This is a genomic window from Peptococcus simiae, assembly GCF_046097595.1.
Taxonomy (GTDB): Bacteria; Bacillota; Peptococcia; order Peptococcales; family Peptococcaceae; genus Peptococcus; species Peptococcus simiae.
Window position 1 is genome coordinate 48638 of record NZ_JBJUVG010000004.1, and the last position, 17226, is coordinate 65863.

General features: G+C 50.6%; 16 protein-coding genes and 1 tRNA gene. 13 read left to right on the forward strand and 4 right to left on the reverse strand.

Features of this window, described 5'->3' with window-relative positions; translation table 11 throughout:
- Positions 1–50: 50 nt before the first annotated feature.
- Positions 51–689 carry a hypothetical protein gene (locus ACKQTC_RS04105; RefSeq protein ID WP_408977165.1) on the forward strand — a complete coding sequence of 213 codons (639 nt, stop codon included), beginning with the start codon at positions 51–53 and terminating at the stop codon, positions 687–689.
- Positions 690–709: 20 nt separating this feature from the next.
- On the opposite strand, the gene ACKQTC_RS04110 is transcribed toward ACKQTC_RS04105, so the two are convergent.
- Both ACKQTC_RS04110 and ACKQTC_RS04115 read right to left on the reverse strand, forming a co-directional pair.
- A complete protein-coding gene (locus ACKQTC_RS04110; protein ID WP_408977166.1) occupies positions 710–1048 on the reverse strand; it encodes a hypothetical protein in 339 nt (112 codons plus the stop codon).
- Positions 1049–1062: 14 nt separating this feature from the next.
- Positions 1063–1467 (reverse strand): helix-turn-helix domain-containing protein, encoded by a 405-nt coding sequence (locus tag ACKQTC_RS04115; RefSeq protein ID WP_408977167.1) that lies wholly within the window; start codon positions 1465–1467, stop codon positions 1063–1065.
- A 278-nt stretch (positions 1468–1745) separates the two neighbouring features.
- Here ACKQTC_RS04115 and ACKQTC_RS04120 point away from each other — a divergent pair, with 278 nt between their 5' ends.
- From ACKQTC_RS04120 to abc-f, 5 genes are all read left to right on the forward strand, one after another.
- The gene (locus ACKQTC_RS04120; protein ID WP_408977168.1) at positions 1746–2138 is read left to right on the forward strand and encodes a GRAM domain-containing protein; all 393 of its coding nucleotides are present in this window, start codon (positions 1746–1748) and stop codon (positions 2136–2138) included.
- A gap of 173 nt (positions 2139–2311) precedes the next feature.
- Entirely contained in the window at positions 2312–2992 is a 681-nt protein-coding gene (locus tag ACKQTC_RS04125; protein WP_408977169.1) for a phosphoribosylaminoimidazolesuccinocarboxamide synthase, read from the forward strand.
- Positions 2993–3194: 202 nt separating this feature from the next.
- A complete protein-coding gene (locus ACKQTC_RS04130) occupies positions 3195–3932 on the forward strand; it encodes an SDR family NAD(P)-dependent oxidoreductase (RefSeq protein WP_408977170.1) in 738 nt (245 codons plus the stop codon).
- A gap of 176 nt (positions 3933–4108) precedes the next feature.
- On the forward strand, positions 4109–4462 hold the full coding sequence (locus tag ACKQTC_RS04135; protein WP_408977171.1) for an arsenate reductase family protein: 354 nt from the start codon (positions 4109–4111) through the stop codon (positions 4460–4462).
- A 251-nt stretch (positions 4463–4713) separates the two neighbouring features.
- Positions 4714–6246, forward strand: coding sequence for a ribosomal protection-like ABC-F family protein (gene abc-f / locus ACKQTC_RS04140; protein ID WP_408977172.1), 1533 nt, complete (start codon positions 4714–4716; stop codon positions 6244–6246).
- A 188-nt stretch (positions 6247–6434) separates the two neighbouring features.
- On the opposite strand, the gene ACKQTC_RS04145 is transcribed toward abc-f, so the two are convergent.
- Positions 6435–6507: transfer RNA gene (locus ACKQTC_RS04145), tRNA-Lys, on the reverse strand.
- 82 nt (positions 6508–6589) lie between these two features.
- On the opposite strand from ACKQTC_RS04145, the gene ACKQTC_RS04150 reads away from it, so the two are divergent.
- Both ACKQTC_RS04150 and ACKQTC_RS04155 read left to right on the forward strand, forming a co-directional pair.
- Positions 6590–7528, forward strand: coding sequence for a LysR family transcriptional regulator (locus ACKQTC_RS04150; protein ID WP_408977173.1), 939 nt, complete (start codon positions 6590–6592; stop codon positions 7526–7528).
- A gap of 122 nt (positions 7529–7650) precedes the next feature.
- Positions 7651–8817: a cobalamin-independent methionine synthase II family protein gene (locus ACKQTC_RS04155; protein WP_408977174.1), complete on the forward strand. Its 1167-nt coding sequence runs from the start codon at positions 7651–7653 to the stop codon at positions 8815–8817.
- Between the two features lie 57 nt (positions 8818–8874).
- On the opposite strand, the gene ACKQTC_RS04160 is transcribed toward ACKQTC_RS04155, so the two are convergent.
- Positions 8875–9315: a MaoC/PaaZ C-terminal domain-containing protein gene (locus ACKQTC_RS04160; protein ID WP_408977175.1), complete on the reverse strand. Its 441-nt coding sequence runs from the start codon at positions 9313–9315 to the stop codon at positions 8875–8877.
- A gap of 270 nt (positions 9316–9585) precedes the next feature.
- On the opposite strand from ACKQTC_RS04160, the gene thiM reads away from it, so the two are divergent.
- The 5 genes from thiM (at position 9586) to ACKQTC_RS04185 (ending at position 17221) form a co-directional block, all read left to right on the forward strand.
- Complete coding sequence (gene thiM / locus ACKQTC_RS04165) at positions 9586–10407, forward strand: hydroxyethylthiazole kinase (RefSeq protein ID WP_408977176.1); 822 nt, start codon at positions 9586–9588, stop codon at positions 10405–10407.
- 40 nt (positions 10408–10447) lie between these two features.
- Positions 10448–11242, forward strand: a complete 795-nt coding sequence (thiD, locus tag ACKQTC_RS04170) for a bifunctional hydroxymethylpyrimidine kinase/phosphomethylpyrimidine kinase (RefSeq protein WP_408977177.1) — start codon at positions 10448–10450, stop codon at positions 11240–11242.
- Between the two features lie 99 nt (positions 11243–11341).
- Positions 11342–12550 (forward strand): cobalamin-independent methionine synthase II family protein, encoded by a 1209-nt coding sequence (locus tag ACKQTC_RS04175; RefSeq protein ID WP_408977178.1) that lies wholly within the window; start codon positions 11342–11344, stop codon positions 12548–12550.
- Between the two features lie 239 nt (positions 12551–12789).
- Positions 12790–15528, forward strand: a complete 2739-nt coding sequence (gene cas3 / locus ACKQTC_RS04180; protein WP_408977179.1) for a CRISPR-associated helicase Cas3' — start codon at positions 12790–12792, stop codon at positions 15526–15528.
- Between the two features lies 1 nt (position 15529).
- Positions 15530–17221 (forward strand): type I-E CRISPR-associated protein Cse1/CasA, encoded by a 1692-nt coding sequence (locus ACKQTC_RS04185; protein WP_408977180.1) that lies wholly within the window; start codon positions 15530–15532, stop codon positions 17219–17221.
- The last annotated feature ends 5 nt before the right edge of the window (positions 17222–17226 follow it).

A 17226-nucleotide genomic window follows, 5' to 3' on the forward strand; every position in this document is an offset into this window, starting at 1 on the left:
ACGGATATTATATCCTTGCTGTAGCCTTTGCGGGTAGATAAGGAGACGCTATGATTCATCTTTTGGATGAAAAAGTAAAAACCATTTTAAGAGATGGCGAAAAGTTACTTAACTTTTATGTTTCACAGAAAGCGAAGTCGTCATACTTTATTATCATAAGGAGCGAAAATGAATTTATTACCTTCCGGGTGAGTAATCATCCTACAAGTGCCTTCTACTCAAATAGAACTTTTGATAGTAGAAAAGACCTAGACCTTTTGCTAAAAGATATCAGAGCGTATATGGATAAGAGCTCTTGGTACGTATTTAAATATGAAGACTACTTTAGCCTTAAGGCGCTTTCCCAAATTCCCTTTAAAAGAATTCAATTCTACATTGATAATTCCATGGGTATTTTTGATTATTTTTTAGGGGGGCTAGTATTTTATCAGAGCAGAAAGTTTGGAAGAAACCATAAAGAGTTTAATATCGTCTCCGAATCTTTTCAAGCAGAACTCAGGAAGCTTTTTTCTGTAGGCTTAATTAGTGAGTATAGGAAAGATAAAGATAATATCCTGGTTTATATTAATCGCTCCAGCCGATTTATGATGACCTACATGGAAGAAAGATACCTGGATCAATTTAAAAAAGATGAGAAAGAGATTGATTATAGGTATATTGAGCTGCCGGAAGCCCGCTGCTCATCTTAGAAGCTTTTTTCAGCAGGCCTTCAGTTGATATAGTTGATCAGGCAAATCGCAAATACTAGTCCTGCAACCAGGTGAAAACCCATAGCCAGCAGAGCCTTCTTTTTATAGAGGTTCAAGGCTATTTTTTTGTCTTTTGGGAGCGATTTTACCGGGAATTGTCGACGACGAATCAGGTATAGGAGTATGAAGCCATTCCCATTATTGCCTGCTGCATTTAAGAGTCCCCAAGCCTTTGGCTTTTGAATTCCCCTCGCTTCGGCATCAATGATGGTCATCTGATAGATGTTATAGGCTAGCATAACTCCGCCAACAAAAGTAACGGCTCCGGATATAGCCATGAGTGGTAAAAAATAATTCATTATTTCACCTTCCTTTAAAAACGGCGTATGATTTGCCTATATAGGATGCCGGCTAAGATGGTTGACAGGGTAAAGACAACAATTAATGTGACTTTCTCGGGAAACCACTGAGTTAAGAGAAGAGTAGCGATCATAGTAAAAAGGGTTGCGACTATTAACACAAAAAGTTTTTGGTTGCTTTTGACAATATTTGTACTTTCGTTTAAATGTTTCATGTAGCTATCACTCCCTTTTAGTAACTGGTCAAGGCTTATTTCATATAGGTCGCTTAGGTGGATAACACTCATGATATCCGGATAGTTTTTTTCATTCTCCCAATTTGAAATAGACTGACGTGAAACAAAAATTTTCTCAGCGACCTGTTCCTGGGTCATCTGGGCCTCGATGCGCGCTTGTTTGAGTTGTTGGCCGATTGACAAAGGGGTTCCTCCTTTCTGAGATCAGTATACATATGTTTTATGCTAAAAGCTGTCTAATGTCTTTGGCAGCTTTATTTTATCATGACAAAAGTATTTGACAAAGGCTCTATAAAGGGCTTTTTAGCCCTCATCTACAGCTAACCGGCCCTTTTCCCAACCATACCAAAATTTGACCGGACCTTTTCCAAGCCTTGAACTAAAATCCATGCCGGCCTGGTAAAATAATTGTAAGATAAGATTATTTGGCAGGATAGCCGGAACAGGTGAGGAGGATGGTCATGAGTCATGAGGTCGATGAAGGCCGGGAGGCGGGGGAGAGGACCCTGCGCAAGGGCTTTGCCAACCGTTATACCCGGGTCCACAATAATAAGGATTCTTTCCTGGTAGGGGTGGCGGATGTCCTCTTATCGGATGCACAAAAGCGGGAGACGGCCAGCGGGGGATTTCTGGAGCTGACGGACCGAAAGCTTTATTTCAGGCCCCACAGTGTGAACTTTGATATCTCTAGCTATACGATTCCCCTGGACACGATTACCAATGTCTACCAGTCCCGCAACCTCTTGATCAGCCAGCACATTATCGTGGATACCCTGGATGAGAGCCATAAATTTGTTGTCTACCGGGGGAAGGCCTGGGTGGCGGCCATTAAAGCGGCGGCCGGCCTGGCCTAGGGCCGGTTGTACCCGGTCGCTTGGATTAAATAGGACAATCCCGGCTGGCGAATTTTCACTAAATAAGTAAAAAAACAAGTAAAAGCTTATGGAAAGAATGTCCGGGTCTTTTCAAGGGTTCTTTTTAGGCGTATAATTTACATGATGTTATTCATCTTAATGAGGAGGCAATCATGGAAAAAATTAAATCAGGTAAGACAAAAGATGTCTTTCGCTTAGAATCCGGCCATATCCTTTTAAAATTTAAGGATGATGTTACCGGTAAGGACGGGGTTTTTGACCCGGGTGCCAATGAAGTTGGCTTAAGCATTGAAGGCAGCGGCGACGCAGCCCTGCGGATGACCCGGTACTTCTTTGAGCTCTTCAAAGAAAAAGGAATCCCGACCCACTATGTGACCAGTAACATTGAAGAAAAAACCATGGAAGTGCTTCCGGCGGAAGTCTTTGGCCAGGGTTTAGAATGCATTTGCCGCTACCGGGCTGTAGGGAGCTTTTTCCGTCGCTACCATTCCTGCGTTGAAGAAGGCAAGGACCTGGACGGCCTTGTTGAATTCACCCTCAAGGATGACGCTGCCGGCGACCCCCTGATTAACCAAGATGCAATGATTATGCTGGGGATTGCCAGTGCTGAAGAATATGACCTTTTGCATAAATGGACCCGGGAAATTTCCGATGTGATTAAGGCTGTTCTGGCGAAAAAAGGCTTAGAGCTTTATGATATCAAACTGGAATTCGGTAAAGACGCCGAAGGTCGAGTTATGCTCATTGACGAAGTATCCGGTGGGAATATGCGGGTCTACAAGGGCGACGAATACGTCCAACCTCTGGACCTTCCGGGTCTTATCCTCGAATAAATGAATGGCAGATGACGCTTGCATAAGTGCGCCTGCCGGGCTGCTGGTGCTGGCCCGGCAGGTGCTTTTGTTTTTCCTGTTCAGTGACCAGGGCTTTAAAAAGGCAGAATAGTCGTGATATTAAGAAAAATAATAGCCGGATAGCTGACAAATTGAGAAAAACTGGCTATAATAGAAACAAATATTTAAGGAGGGGATATTTATGCTAAAAGATAAAGTATGTGTTGTTACCGGCGGTACCCGGGGGATTGGGCACGCCATCGTTCGCGAATTCTTAGCCCAGGGGGCCAAGGTCATCCTTTTCGGATCCCGGGAAGAAACGGTCAACAAGGCCCTGAAAGACTTTGAAGGGGAGTATGACCAGGTCGAAGGGGCTTGGCCGGACCTCATGGATGAAGCCGCCCTCAAGGCCGAAATGGACCGGATCATCGACCAGTATGGCCGGATTGACGTCCTCGTCAACAATGCCGGCGTGGCAGACGATGTATCTGTTTATGACTATGACGCTGCAAAGTTTTCAAAAATCCTGGACCTAAACATTAAAGGGGTCTTCAACACCATCCTGTCCGTCCTTCCCCAAATGAAAAAACAGGGCGGCGGGTCCATTATTTCCACCAGCTCCATGGTCAGTAAATATGGCCAAACCCGTGGGGTCGCTTACCCGACCAGTAAATTTGCTGTGAATGGGTTAACCATCTCCCTGGCCCGGGAACTGGGCCCGGACCATATCCGGGTCAATGCCGTTGCCCCGGGGATTACCAATACTGATATGGTTAAAAACCTGCCGGAAGAAATGATCCAGCCCCTCATCAATAACATTCCCATGCGGCGGATTGGTGAACCGGAAGATATCGCCAAGGCCTGCGCCTTCCTGGTCAGTGACAATGCCTCCTACATTTCAGGGGAAATCCTCCATGTGGATGGCGCCATGCTGGTTTAATACAAGGCTATCAGCTCCTGCTCGGGCAGGGGCTTTTTTATTGGCTTTAACCAGGCGGGCCCCGGGTAAAGAAGGGCAAAAGGGGTATATAGGTGTCAGAGTCTAACAGGAAAAATCAGCCGGCAGCCCCTGCCAAGGTGACAGGACCGGGCCGGTATAGCCATAAGGAGGCAGGTATGTTATTTATCGCTTATCCAAAATGCTCCACTTGCAAAAAGGCACAAAAGTGGTTGGATGACCATGGCATCCAGTATACCGCCCGGCACATTGTTGAAGACAACCCAACCTATGACGAATTAAAGGCCTGGCAGGCCAAGAGCGACCTCCCCTTGAAACGGTTCTTTAATACCAGCGGTATGGTTTACAGAGACCTCCAGCTCAAGGACAAGCTCCCCGACATGTCTGAAGATGACCAATTAAAGCTCTTAGCCAGCGACGGCATGCTGGTCAAGCGGCCCTTGGTTGTCACTGAAGATACTGTCTTGCTCGGCTTTAAAGAAGCGGAATGGGCGGAGAAGCTCCTCGATTAGGGGTGAAGGTGACGGGGCTCGGATGTTCTTATCGGGGCTGGTCAATTAATAAAGGACGGATTATAATATAAGTAATCTTGAGAAAGTTGAGGATTAAGGACATGGTTACTTTTAACGATTAGGGCTAAGATGACTTCCCACTAGGGAGTGGTATGCTCTGCGCCATGGTTAAAAGGACCATGTCTTTTTGTGTACCCATTTTTAGCCCATACTGATGGCCGTGATGGAAGTCAAGGGAAAAGGAGCTAAGAATGGAAGTTCTCAAGTGTTCAAATATCGTTAAGGCCTTTGATGGCCAAGTCCTCTTTCAGGCGCCGGAGTTGATTGTCAACCAAGGCGATTGGATTGGTTTGGTGGGTAGCAATGGGTCAGGCAAGTCCACACTCTTGAAAATGATTGTAGGTGAGGATAGGGATTACAGGGGTCGCATCACTCGTAAAAAGACCTTTGCCTATGTGCCCCAGTTAAAGGAGCCCTCTAAGGCCTCCGGTGGGGAAGAAGCCTTTGGAGCGATTCGTGAAGCACTTAGCTGGCCGGTGGACCTGCTTATTTTGGATGAGCCCACTTCCAACTTGGACGCCGGACACCTAGCCCGTTTGTTGGAAGCCTTATCCCAATTCCCCGGGGCGGTTATCCTGGTTTCCCATGACCGGGCTTTTTTAGATCAAACAGTCCAGCAAATATGGGCCATTGACCAAGGACAGATATCCATTTACCCGGGCAATTACAGCAAGTATAAGGCGGAAAAGCAAAAAGAAGTTGAACGACAGGCTGCGGCCTACGCTGGTTACAAAAATAAGCTTGACCGGTTAGAGAAGGAGGCCCAAGGGCGGATGGAGCGGGCCAAGCACTTTAAAAAGAAGAAGAAAGGGGTCAGTGACGCTGATTTTAAGGTGAAGGGCTACACCGGTAGGTATGACGGCCAACAAAAAGCCCTGGCCAGGTCGGCCAAGGCCCTGGAAAAGCGGATAGACCGGCTGGAAAAGCCTCCAGTGCCCCAAGAGGACCGCTCCTTTCAGTTTAAAGAGCTGGGGCCAGTGGCCAAAGGGGGAGCCAGAACCCTGGTCAACTTGCAGGCCGGGTCGGTTCAAGCCGGGGGTAGGCCCTTGTTTGCCTTTTCAGGCTTCCGCATTCAAGCAGGAGACAAGGTGTCTGTAACCGGCCCGAACAAGGCAGGGAAAACCACCTTTTTGCGGCAAATCATTAACCATGATCTGGCGGGCTATTATGCCGATGATTTAAGGATCGGCTATTTTGCCCAAGATTTTACGGTGTTGGATGGGAAGAAAAGTATTCGGGATAATATTGGCTTGGTGGAGCAGCCGGAGACGGTGGTCCGGACTCTTTTAGCAGCCTTGGGCTTTAAGGGCTATAAGATGAAGACGCCGGTCGCCCAGCTGTCAGGAGGGGAGCGGGTTCGCCTGTCTATTGCCAAGGTTCTCTTGGGCAGCTACCACCTGCTTATTTTAGATGAGCCCACCAACTACCTGGATATTCCAACGCGAGAAGCCCTTGAGCATTTTATTCAGGGCTATCCGGGTGCAGTTATCCTGGTATCCCACGACCATGCCTTTGTTCAAGCAACGACAGACCGGCACTATTTTATTGACCGGGAAAGGTTGGTATCCTCTGCCTACCTGGGGAAAAAGAAAAGGGCCCGGGAGGACCAGGTGCTGCTTTTGCAATTTCAACTGGACCGGCTGATGATGGATGAAAGGGCCAGCCTGGCGGCCATTCGACAGGTTCAGCGGGAGCTTGATGACTTGAAAAAGATGGATGGATAGGTGTAGAAAAATGAATTGGCAAAGGAAGGAGCCACTACACATATAATAGAGGAACGGCCCCTTTTTGCTTAGACGCAGATTGACCGGTTTCGTTGGCTAAATAATGACTAGGATACCGGCAGACAAGGTGCAGGGGTTGCTTATAGAGGAAGCCATAAAAAAACCGCCCTCTGCGAGGACGGTTGTGCTGCGCTATAAAGGACTCGAACCTTTGACACCCTGATTAAAAGTCAGATGCTCTACCACCTGAGCTAATAGCGCAAAATAGCTGTTGCTTTCTTATGCAACGGAAATTATTATACCTAGGATAGGTAAAGATGTCAAGAAAAAATTGGGAGGCCATATGACCATTCAACAGTTGAGATACTTTGTCGCCATTGTCAAGGCGGGCTCTATTAATAAGGCGGCGGATAACTTATATATTTCCCAGCCCAGCCTTTCGGCGGCCTTGCGGGAGATTGAGCGGGAGGTGGGATGCACCCTTTTTACCCGGACGGCCCGGGGGATGGCCTTGACGCCGGATGGTCAGTCATTTTTAGGCTATGCCCACCAGGTCATTGAGCAGATGGAGCTTTTAGAGGCCCGTTGGCTAGAGGACCGGCCCACCCGGCAACAGTGCGCCATTTCCACCCAGCATTATGCCTTTGTGGTGAATGCCTTTGTCAATATGGTCAAGGCCACCAAGACGGAAGAGTATGCCTACACCCTCCGGGAGGCCCGGACCTATGAACTGGTCGAGGACGTCCAGGAGTTGCGCAGTGAGCTGGGGGTCCTTTACCTCAATTCCTACAACCGGGAGGTGATTACCCGGCTCTTGCGGGAACGGGGCCTGGTCTTTCACCCGCTTTTTATTGCCAAGCCGCATATTTTTATCGGCAAGGATAATCCCCTAGCCCAGCGGGAATCGGTGACCCTGGCAGACTTGGAGGATTACCCCCGCCTGTCATATGAGCAGGGCAAGGAGAACTCTTTTTACTTTTCTGAGGAGATTCTCAGTACAGAATTCGTGAAAAAGGATATTTATGTCGGCGACCGGGCCACGATTTTTAACCTGATGATTGGCCTCAATGGCTATACCATTGCCACCGGCCTGGTCAGTGCCGACCTGAATGGGGACAACATTGTCGCCGTTCCCCTGGAAGTGGAGGATGAAATCGAGGTAGGCTGGATTGTTCGGAAGGATATTACCATGAGCCGGCTGGCTAAACGCTTCGTCGAAGAGCTGAAAAACGTGGTCCGGGGCTATGGGGTAGAGGTCCTCCCGGATGAAGTAATAGGCTAAAACTATAACTGAATATATAAAATAGCTTGTGGCTATAACTGACCATCGGTGTTATACTCTCTTCACGTTAAACAACAAGTTGACGCAATACAATCCATGAGGATATATGGGAGGAATATACGATGAGTAAACGTTTTGAATTAGTAGGTAGCCTTTTACGACCGGCAGACTTGCTGGCTTACAAGCATAAGATTGAACACCGGGATGATATCACCTATCCCTTTTATGATGACTTCGAAGGCTATGAAGCCTGCGAAGCCGCCGCAACTAAGGATGTCGTTGAAAAGCAGATTGCCCATGGCATCCATATCCTGACCGATGGGGAAGTTTCCAAGTCCCTCTGGCACCTGGACTTTGTTTGGGGCCTAGAGGGGACGGAACGTTTTATCGCTGACCATGGTTACTTCTTCCAAGACCATGACGGTAACCACGGCTATGAAACCCGGAAGGACATCGGTATCCGGATTGTAAAACCCCTTTCCGGCAAGATCCACAACTTTATTAAGGTCTACCAACGGCTGCAAGACCTGGCCGGTAACCAAAATCTCAAGCTGACGGTGCCTTCACCCTCTCACATTTACGGGGAACTCTGTCTTCTGGGTATTGACCAGGTCATTGGTGAAGGGGAAGTCTACAAGACCCCTGAAGACCTGAAAAAGGACCTGGCTAAGTCTTACAAGGAATTTATCGATGACTATGTCGCCGTTGGTGGGAAGATCATCCAGTTTGACGACTGCCTCTGGCAGCTCTTCTCTTCAGATAATTCCAGCTCCCCCTTCTCAGCTGACAAGGTTAACCATGAAGAGCTGGCCCACCTGGCTCAAGAATTCATTGACCTCAATAATGACGTCATTGACTATGGCCACAGTAAGGGGCTCCTGGTTTGGACCCACAACTGCCGCGGCAACTACGATAGCCACCACATGAGCGATGGCTCTTATGAAACCATTGCCAATATCTTCCTGGAAAAACAAAACTACGATCGCTTCTTCCTTGAATGGGACGATGACCGGGCCGGCTCTGTTTCCGCCTTATCCGTCTTAAAAGACCAACCGCAAAAAGAAGTGGTCCTGGGCGTCTTATCCAGTAAGACCCGGACCCTGGACGATGAAGACCGATGCCTGGCCCTTTTAAATGAGGCAGCAGCTATTATCCCTAAAGACCGGCTCTACCTGTCCCACCAATGTGGCTTCGCCTCCTGCGACTGCGGTAATGACTTAACGGAAGAGGAACAGTGGGCAAAAATTGACCAAGGTCAACGTCTGGCCCAATCCTTCTGGGGCGAATAATCTCTTCTCCTTTATTAGATAAGGGCCGGGCCATCTATCCGCCTGCCGGCGCCGCCTTTAGGCCTCGGACCGGCAGGCGACTAAGACCAGGACCTCCATAGAGAGTACCGGTTCACCGGCCTGGTTGTAGCTTTCATAGCTGCCGTAAACCGTACCGGACCGGCCATGGTGGGAAAGCTTCTTATCCCGGATGGTCAGCCGCGAGCTGAGCCTATCCCCGGGATAGACCGGGGCCAGCCAGCGCAGGCGGTCGATCCCGACCCCGCAAATGGTCCCGTCCTTATTTTCCGGAGACTTGACCCAGGCACCCCAGGCGGCTGAAAGGGTGTGGAGGCCGGAGGCAATGAGGCCACCAAAGCGGGTGGTCCGGCCTGCCTCATGGGACAGGTGGAAGGGGCGGGGGTCAAAGGTTTCTGCAAAGCTGATGATGTCCTCCTCTGAAAGGCTAATAGGGGCCACATCAAAGGCCTGACCAACCTGGTAATCTTCAAAATACAAACAATCATCTCCTGAATAACAGACAGTGCATAGCGGCTTCCTTGAGTGTAACATAAAGGGCTGGCTTCCGGTACAGGCTTCTCCTTGACGGAGGCGGGCTGACGTGGTACATTTGACAGAAGAGAAGGGGGCCTGCCAAAGCAGGCTAAGCCTGGGATTTTCCCGGCCCCTAGAGCCTGATGTGGTGCCTGCCAACGTAGGCATTGACCACATGCTAAGCTGTTTTGCCTTGGTGCAAGGCAGCTTTTTTTGTACCGGAAAGGGGCAGCTATGTTCGGAAAATATTTACTGCAAGTGCGTGACCGGCACCCGATGGTGCACAGTATTACTAATTTTGTTACGGTGAATGATGTGGCCAATGCCCAGTTGGCCTGTGGCGCCGGCCCCTGTATGGCCGATAATCCCCTGGAAGCGGCCGATATGACCGCCATTGCCCAGGCCCTGAATATGAACATGGGCAACCCTTCAGGCCATGTCCTGGAGGCCATGATCGCCGCCGGCCGCCGGGCCAACGAACTGGGCCACCCCGTTGTCTTTGACCCGGTGGCCGTTGGCACCACACCCTACCGCAATTTTGTGGCCGAGAATATCCTCCGCCAGGTCCAGGTGACCACCATTAAGGGCAACGCCTCTGAAATGCGGGCCCTCATGGGCCTGGGCGGACATACCGGCGGGGTGGACGCCCTGGATGCGGATAAGCCCAACGAGGATAACCTCGCTGCCTTTACCGACCAGCTAAAGGCCTTTGCCCGGCGCCACCAGTGTGTGGCTGCCGTGAGCGGCCCCATTGACATCGTCACAGATGGCCAGCGGGCCTTTGCCATCCGCAACGGTCACCCTAAAATGGAAGAAGTGACCGGCACCGGCTGCATGCTGTCCGGCCTGGTGGCCGCCTTTTTAGGGGCCAGCCCTGACCAGCCCCTGGAAGCGACCGCTGCAGCAGTGGCCGCCTTAGGCGTGGCCGGCCAGGTCGCCTGGACCAACTTGCAACCCAATGAAGGTAATGCCAGTTACCGCAACCGCCTGATTGATGCCCTGAACCTGCTCCAAGCGGACGAGCTGGATGCCCGCCTGCAATGTGAAAGCTACTAGGCAGCATCCGGGCAGCCTGTCTGATATAAGGAGAACAAGCATGAAAAGAGTACTAACCATTGCCGGTAGCGACTCAAGTGGTGGCGCCGGCCTACAAGCAGACCTCAAAACCTTTGCCGCCTACGGCCTTTACGGGATGAGCGTCATCACCGCCCTCACCGCCCAGAATACCACCGGCGTCCAGGATGTCCTGGATACCCCGCCGGACTTTGTCGCCGCTCAAATGGCATCCGTCTTTGAAGACATCCGGCCGGACGCTGTAAAAATCGGCATGCTGTCTTCACCGGTCATCGTTGAAGTAATCGCTGAAAACCTGAAAAAATATGGCGCCGAAAACATCGTCCTGGACCCGGTTATGGGGGCCACCAGCGGGTCCAGCCTCATTAAAAGCGAGGCTGTAGAAGCTATGGAAGAAGCCCTCTTCCCCCTGGCCACCGTCATCACCCCCAACCTGAAAGAAGCCGAAGTCCTGGCCAAGCGGCCCCTACCCGATAAAGACGCCATGGTTGAAGCCGCCCGGGAAATCGGGCAGGCCTTCCCCTGCGCTGTCCTCATCAAGCGGGCCGAAGGGGCTGCAGATGCCGATGACTACCTCTTCCATGACGGCCAGGGCCAATGGATCTGCGGCGACCGCATCCCCAACCCCAATACCCACGGCACCGGCTGCACCCTATCCAGCGCCATTGCCGCCGGCCTGGCCTTGGGCTACGACCTGGACAAGGCCGTCCATGAAGCCAAGGCCTACATCGATGGGGCCATCCGCGCCGGCTTGGATCTGGGCCAAGGACGCGGCCCTCTCCACCACGGCTACCGGCAATTTCCCTTAAATCAATAAAGACTAAAAAATAACCCATATGTCTGCATCCAGGCATATCTTACCCAGTCAGACTATATCCTTATGATATAATGACCCTATATTAAGGAGGACTTTAATATGGCAAATAAAATTTTAACCACCCACGTCGGTTCACTCCCGAGAACCCCTGAATTATTAGAAGCTAATACCGCTCGGGCCAATAACGCCATCTCTGAAGAAAAATTCAACGAAATCATCGCCCAATCCGTCGATAAAGTCGTCAAAAAACAGCACGACATCGGCATTGACCAAGTCAACGACGGTGAATACGGCCACATCACCTCAGGGGCCATTGACTACGGTGCCTGGTGGAACTACTCCTTTTACCGGCTTGGAGGCCTGGAAATGACCGACGAAGACCGCTGGGGCCGGACTGAAAAAGTCCGCTCTACCCCCGGTAACGTCAAACTGACCAGCTTCCAAGACCGCCGGGACCGGGAAAAATTCCAAGCCGCCTATGAAGACCCCGATAGCGGCGTTTTAGGCAGACGGAATAAAGTCGCCAACCCGGTTTTTGCCGGCCCTGTCACCTACGTTGGCCAGGACCAGGTCAACCGTGACGTCAGCCTGCTCACTGAAGCCATGAAAAAATACGGCGTCCAACAAGGCTTCATGGCCGCCATCTCCCCGGGCTCTGCCGCCCGCTTGGAAGACCGTCACTACCATGACGACAAGGCCCTTCTAGACGCCGTCGCAGACGCCCTGCATGAAGAATACAAAGCCATCACCGACGCCGGCCTCATCGTTCAGCTCGACGCCCCGGACCTGGCCGAAGCCTGGGACCAAATCAACCCCGAACCGACCGTCGAAGACTTCCAAGCCTGGCTCCAACTCCGGGTAGATGCCGCCAACCGCGCCCTGGAAGGGATTGACCCCTCCCTGGTCCGTCTGCACATCTGCTGGGGTTCCTGGCATGGTCCCCATACCACTGACATCCCCTTTGAACACATCGTCGACCAATGCCTGCAAATCAAGGCCGGCAGCTTCTCCTTCGAAGCCTCCAGTCCCCGCCATGCCCATGAATGGAAAGTCTGGCAGAATAAAGACCGCCTCGGCGCTGGCCGCCAAATCGTTCCCGGCCTGGTATCCCACTCCACCAATGCCGTCGAACACCCCGAACTTATCGCCGACCGCATCGTCCGCTTCGCCGAACTCGTCGGCCCGGAAAACGTCATCGCCTCCACCGACTGCGGCCTAGGCGGCCGGATTCACGAACAAATCGCCTGGGCAAAACTCGAATCCCTGGTAGAAGGCGCCGCTCTCGCCAGCAAACGCCTCTTCGGCTAAACCCAACTGCGTCAAATAAAGGATTAAAGCAACCGGCAGCTTGCATGAAGAAAACCTTCATGCAAGCTGCCGGTTTTTTATGTGGGGGAGGGTGCTATCTATTTGCCTTAATTTGCCGCAGCTTACTAAAACACAGCTTGCTTTTCATCAAGCTATTGTAGAATAATAAATCCAATGATATATTAATTGTAACGCTACAAATGTTTACAAGAGGAGAACAGACTGGAAAAGGAGCTCTTATGAATGCGACCGATGCCCTATGGGCTAAGAAAAATGATACCAATGGCGCTTTTAGCTGGTTATCTCTGCCACAGCATTTAAAGGATACAGAGGGGGTAGCCGGCCTGCTGTGGACGCATTGGCTAAGCCCCGGCCAGCGCCTTTACCTGGCCAGGGCTTTATCCGATCCGTCAGAAGAGGCAGCCTACCGGCTGATCCGCTTCCTCGGAGCGGTCCATGATTTGGGCAAGGCCACTCCGTCCTTTCAAATCCTACAGGGTTTCCAGTATTCGCCGGACTTGGATAGAGCCTTACTGGAAAAACTTGAACAGGTGGGTTTCAGTGGCATTAGCAGTTTAGACTTGCCAAGTCGGTCTCGGACGCCACATGCCTTAGCCGGTCAAGTTCTTCTGGATTGTTTCGGCCTCAAGGAAGACCTTGCTTGTATTGTTGGTGCCCACCATGGCCAGCCCTTGAATGATCCTATAGGCTGTGCCCATTGCCGTAGTTATGATAATAACTACAAGCAGGTCACTGACCCTGCGGATCCTATCCACCAACTTTGGACTAGGACCCAAAAGGCTATTTTGGAAACGGCCCTGGCCACTAATGGCTATTCATCTGTCGATGACCTCCCGCGCGTCACTCAGCCTGGGCAAGCGCTCTTATCTGGCCTTTTAATTATGGCTGACTGGATTGCCAGTAATGAAAGCTACTTTCCCTTGCTTCCTCTGGTCAGAACTGCAGCTGACAACCAGGAAGACCGGCTCATCGCTGGTTGGTCAAAATGGATAAAAAGTGACCTTTGGACGCCCCAGCCTCTATTCGATTTGACGGCGACCTATGAAGATCGCTTTCACTTTTCGCCGAACCCTATCCAAACGGGCTTGGCGGATATCATTGAAGGCGCAGAAGCCCCGGGGTTAATCATCCTGGAAGCCCCCATGGGGATTGGCAAAACCGAAGCGGCCTTGATTAGTGCGGAGCAAGTAGCTGAACGGACAGGGCGGAGCGGCTTGTTTTTTGCCTTGCCGACTCAAGCCACCTCAAATGGAATTTTCCCGCGGATAAAAGATTGGTTGGATCATCTGGCCGAGGAGGCAGACCAGGCTGTTTCCTTACGCCTGCTTCATGGTAAGGCAGCCCTTAATCCGGATTTTTCGGCCTTGGCCCGACAGGTCAACTTAGACAGTGAAGATGAGCATATCTTAGTGAACGAATGGTTTTCCGGTCGGAAGACAGCCTCCTTAGATGATTTTATCGTAGGAACTGTAGACCAGGTCTTGCTTTTGGCCTTGAAGCAAAAGCACCTGGCCTTACGCCACTTAGGGCTGAGCAAAAAAGTCGTGGTCATTGATGAAGTTCATGCCTATGATGCCTATATGAGCCAGTACCTTGAAGAAGCCTTGACTTGGTTGGCAACCTACGGGGTACCGGTCATCTTATTATCCGCCACCCTGCCTGCAGGACAGCGGCGCAAGCTGGTCCAAGCCTACTTAAAAGGCAAGGGGGCTAAATCAGCCCTCCCTGATTCTGCTTTTACGAGCCGGGCCGATGCCTATCCCCTGATTACCTATACGGATGGGGACAGCGTTCTGCAAAAAGATGACCTGGCTGTTGCCAGCAAACATGAGGTTTTAGTCCGGCGCATCGAGGAGGAAGACCTCATTCCTACCATCAAAAAACTAATGGACGCAGGGGGCAATATAGGGGTCGTGGTCAATACCGTCAAACGGGCCCAGGCCCTAGCCCGAACCTGTAGAGACCTTTTTGCAGAAGATGAGGTCTTGGTCCTTCATTCCGCTTTTATTGCGACGGGCCGGATGGCCAAAGAGCAAGACCTATTGGCGCGTATTGGCAAAGGCGCTGATCGACCTAGCCGCCAACTTGTGATTGGCACCCAGGTGATTGAGCAGTCTTTGGATATCGACTTTGATGTGATGATTACAGACCTAGCCCCAATAGACCTTCTTCTTCAACGGCTTGGCCGGCTCCACCGACATCATATCGACCGACCGGCGGCCTATAGAGATCCCACCCTCTATGTAGTCGGCACCAGTGACAGATTTGATTTCGAACCGGGTGCAAGTGCCGTATATGGGGACTACCTTCTTATTCGCAGCCAGTACTTTTTGCCGGAAAGGATACAGATACCGGAAGATATTTCTTCCTTGGTACAAAAAGTGTACGGTGAGGAAGACGTAGAGATAGAAGAAATTTTAATTAATAAATATGTTGACAAAAAAGAAAAACATGGTAATATTATAGACAAGAAGTCTGAAAAAGCAAAAGGCTTCCGGATTCAAGACCCAGTTTTGAAGCCGACCAGACGTCGGTCAGCCAGCTTAATCGGCTGGGTAAAAAATGCCCTGCCGAATGATAATGAGGTACGAGCCCAGGCCCAGGTCAGAGATAGCGATGAAAGCATTGAAGTCATTGCTGTGAAAGGCCTAGGCGGTGGCTATGGTCTATTTTCGGAAAATCAAGATATTTCAGGCCTGATTGACGATCCGAAAGTAGCAAAAAGGTTGGCGGTCAATACCCTCCGCTTACCCCGTGCCTTATGCTATCCGGGTCTTATCGACAAAACCATTGAAGAATTGGAGGCGTATAATCGAACTTATTTACCAGATTGGCAAAAGACAGCTTGGCTAAAAGGAGCCCTGGGCTTGGTCTTTGATGATAAGGGGCAGGTTGAACTGAGTGGTTACCGCTTGACCTATAGCGAAGACCTGGGGCTCGAATATGAAAGGATGTGAGATGTTGAAACGCTTTAACTTAATTGATGAGGGATGGATCCGCGTCCTGGTCGATGACCAGGGCCATACCCGGGAAGTATCCCTCAAAGACCTGTTTGCCCACGCCCATGAATATAAGGGGCTGGCCGGCGACATGAAAACGCAAGACTTTGCTGTCTTGCGGATGCTTTTAGCCCTTTTGCACACGGTCTTTTCCCGGGTTGATGCCCAAGGAAATCCCTACGAAGGCCTTCAGCTGGATGACCGCTACCTGCCTACAAACCAGGGCCCTGTAGATGACCCCGAGGCCTATGCAGAGGCGCTTTTGGATACTTGGTTTGACTTATGGGATCAAGGCTCTTTCCCGGAAGTCCTGGCCGATTATTTAAATGCCTGGCATGACCGCTTTTACCTCTTTGACGAGGAATATCCCTTTTTCCAGGTGTCCCAAGATGTCGTCGCAGCGGATAAGCTCAGCAAAAGTGCCCCGAGTTTAGTTTCCGGGAAGAATATCAACCGACTTATTTCTGAAAGCGGCAATAAAATAGCCCTATTCTCTCCAAAATATGTCCGAGATAAGAATAAGGAAATCCTAACGTCTCCGGAAGTCATTCGCTGGCTCCTGACCTTCCAAGGTTACTCGGGGCTGTCAGATAAGGTTATTTTTGGCAAAGACAAGTATAAGGCCTCCAAGGGCTGGCTTTTTGACCTGGGTGGGACGACCCTGGCTGGAGATAACTTATTTCAAACCCTTATGCTCAATTTTGTAGCCCTACACCCGGACCGGGATGATTATTCCCTTCACTTGCAGCGCCCTTGCTGGGAGTACCACAGTTCGGAAGTCGTCAGCCGCCTGATGAGTGGAGAGCCCATTAATAACCTGGCAGAACTTTATACCACTTGGAGCCGGGCCATTTATATTGATCCGGCCTGTGACCTAGAAGAGCCCTTTGCCTTTGGGATTGTTAAATTGCCGGACCTAGACCACCAAAATGCCTTCCTGGAGCCCATGACCCTCTGGCAGTTCAATAAGCAGGGGGATAATAAGGATACCTTTACCCCACGGAAACACCGTTACCACCAGGCCCTGTGGCGGTCTTTTGGCTTGTTGACCTTGACCGACCTATCCAACCAAGACCAGGCGAAGAGAAAACCGGGGATTATTGACTGGTACAATTACCTGAGCCAACACACGGCTATTGATAGCCTGGAACTAGAAGCCATTAGCATGCAGGATGATGGTAACGCTACCTCCTGGGTACCTGTCAATGAAATTTATGACAGCCTGCGGGTCAAGGACTTTATCTTGACTGATTTGGAAGAGGCCGGCTGGGTAGACCGCATTAATAATGAAGTAGACCTGATTAAAACCATTATTGACGGTATTTACCGGGGCTTTCTTAAGGAAATTACGGCGATTCGCAATACGAGCTCTTCCGGCTACCTGGATCAAAAGGTAGAACAGTTCTACTTCCTGGTAGATGCCCCCTTTAGGGACTGGCTCGGTGGCCTATCTGCCCATGAAGATAAGGATAGACAAATAGCCAGCTGGCGGGAGCAAGTCAAACAACTGGCCTTTAGGGAAGCAGAGCAAATCCTGAAGGAAGCAGGCCCCAGAGACTACAAGGGCCTTGTCAGTGAAGAGGGCAAGGTCAGCAACATCGCCATTGCCTATAATAAATTCTCAGCCTCAATTCATAAACGTTTACAGTAAAGGAG

Bases quoted from the DNA above. Each gene is read 5' to 3' on its own strand.
- ACKQTC_RS04105 (WP_408977165.1), top strand. From the start codon at position 51: ATGATTCATCTTTTGGATGAAAAAGTAAAAACCATTTTAAGAGATGGC.
- ACKQTC_RS04130 (WP_408977170.1), top strand. From the start codon at position 3,195: ATGCTAAAAGATAAAGTATGTGTTGTTACCGGCGGTACCCGGGGGATT.
- cas3 (WP_408977179.1), top strand. From the start codon at position 12,790: ATGAATGCGACCGATGCCCTATGGGCTAAGAAAAATGATACCAATGGC.
- ACKQTC_RS04125 (WP_408977169.1), top strand. From the start codon at position 2,312: ATGGAAAAAATTAAATCAGGTAAGACAAAAGATGTCTTTCGCTTAGAA.
- ACKQTC_RS04110 (WP_408977166.1), bottom strand. From the start codon at position 1,048: ATGAATTATTTTTTACCACTCATGGCTATATCCGGAGCCGTTACTTTT.
- ACKQTC_RS04150 (WP_408977173.1), top strand. From the start codon at position 6,590: ATGACCATTCAACAGTTGAGATACTTTGTCGCCATTGTCAAGGCGGGC.
- ACKQTC_RS04185 (WP_408977180.1), top strand. From the start codon at position 15,530: ATGTTGAAACGCTTTAACTTAATTGATGAGGGATGGATCCGCGTCCTG.
- abc-f (WP_408977172.1), top strand. From the start codon at position 4,714: ATGGAAGTTCTCAAGTGTTCAAATATCGTTAAGGCCTTTGATGGCCAA.
- ACKQTC_RS04155 (WP_408977174.1), top strand. From the start codon at position 7,651: ATGAGTAAACGTTTTGAATTAGTAGGTAGCCTTTTACGACCGGCAGAC.
- ACKQTC_RS04120 (WP_408977168.1), top strand. From the start codon at position 1,746: ATGAGTCATGAGGTCGATGAAGGCCGGGAGGCGGGGGAGAGGACCCTG.
- ACKQTC_RS04175 (WP_408977178.1), top strand. From the start codon at position 11,342: ATGGCAAATAAAATTTTAACCACCCACGTCGGTTCACTCCCGAGAACC.
- ACKQTC_RS04135 (WP_408977171.1), top strand. From the start codon at position 4,109: ATGTTATTTATCGCTTATCCAAAATGCTCCACTTGCAAAAAGGCACAA.
- thiD (WP_408977177.1), top strand. From the start codon at position 10,448: ATGAAAAGAGTACTAACCATTGCCGGTAGCGACTCAAGTGGTGGCGCC.
- thiM (WP_408977176.1), top strand. From the start codon at position 9,586: ATGTTCGGAAAATATTTACTGCAAGTGCGTGACCGGCACCCGATGGTG.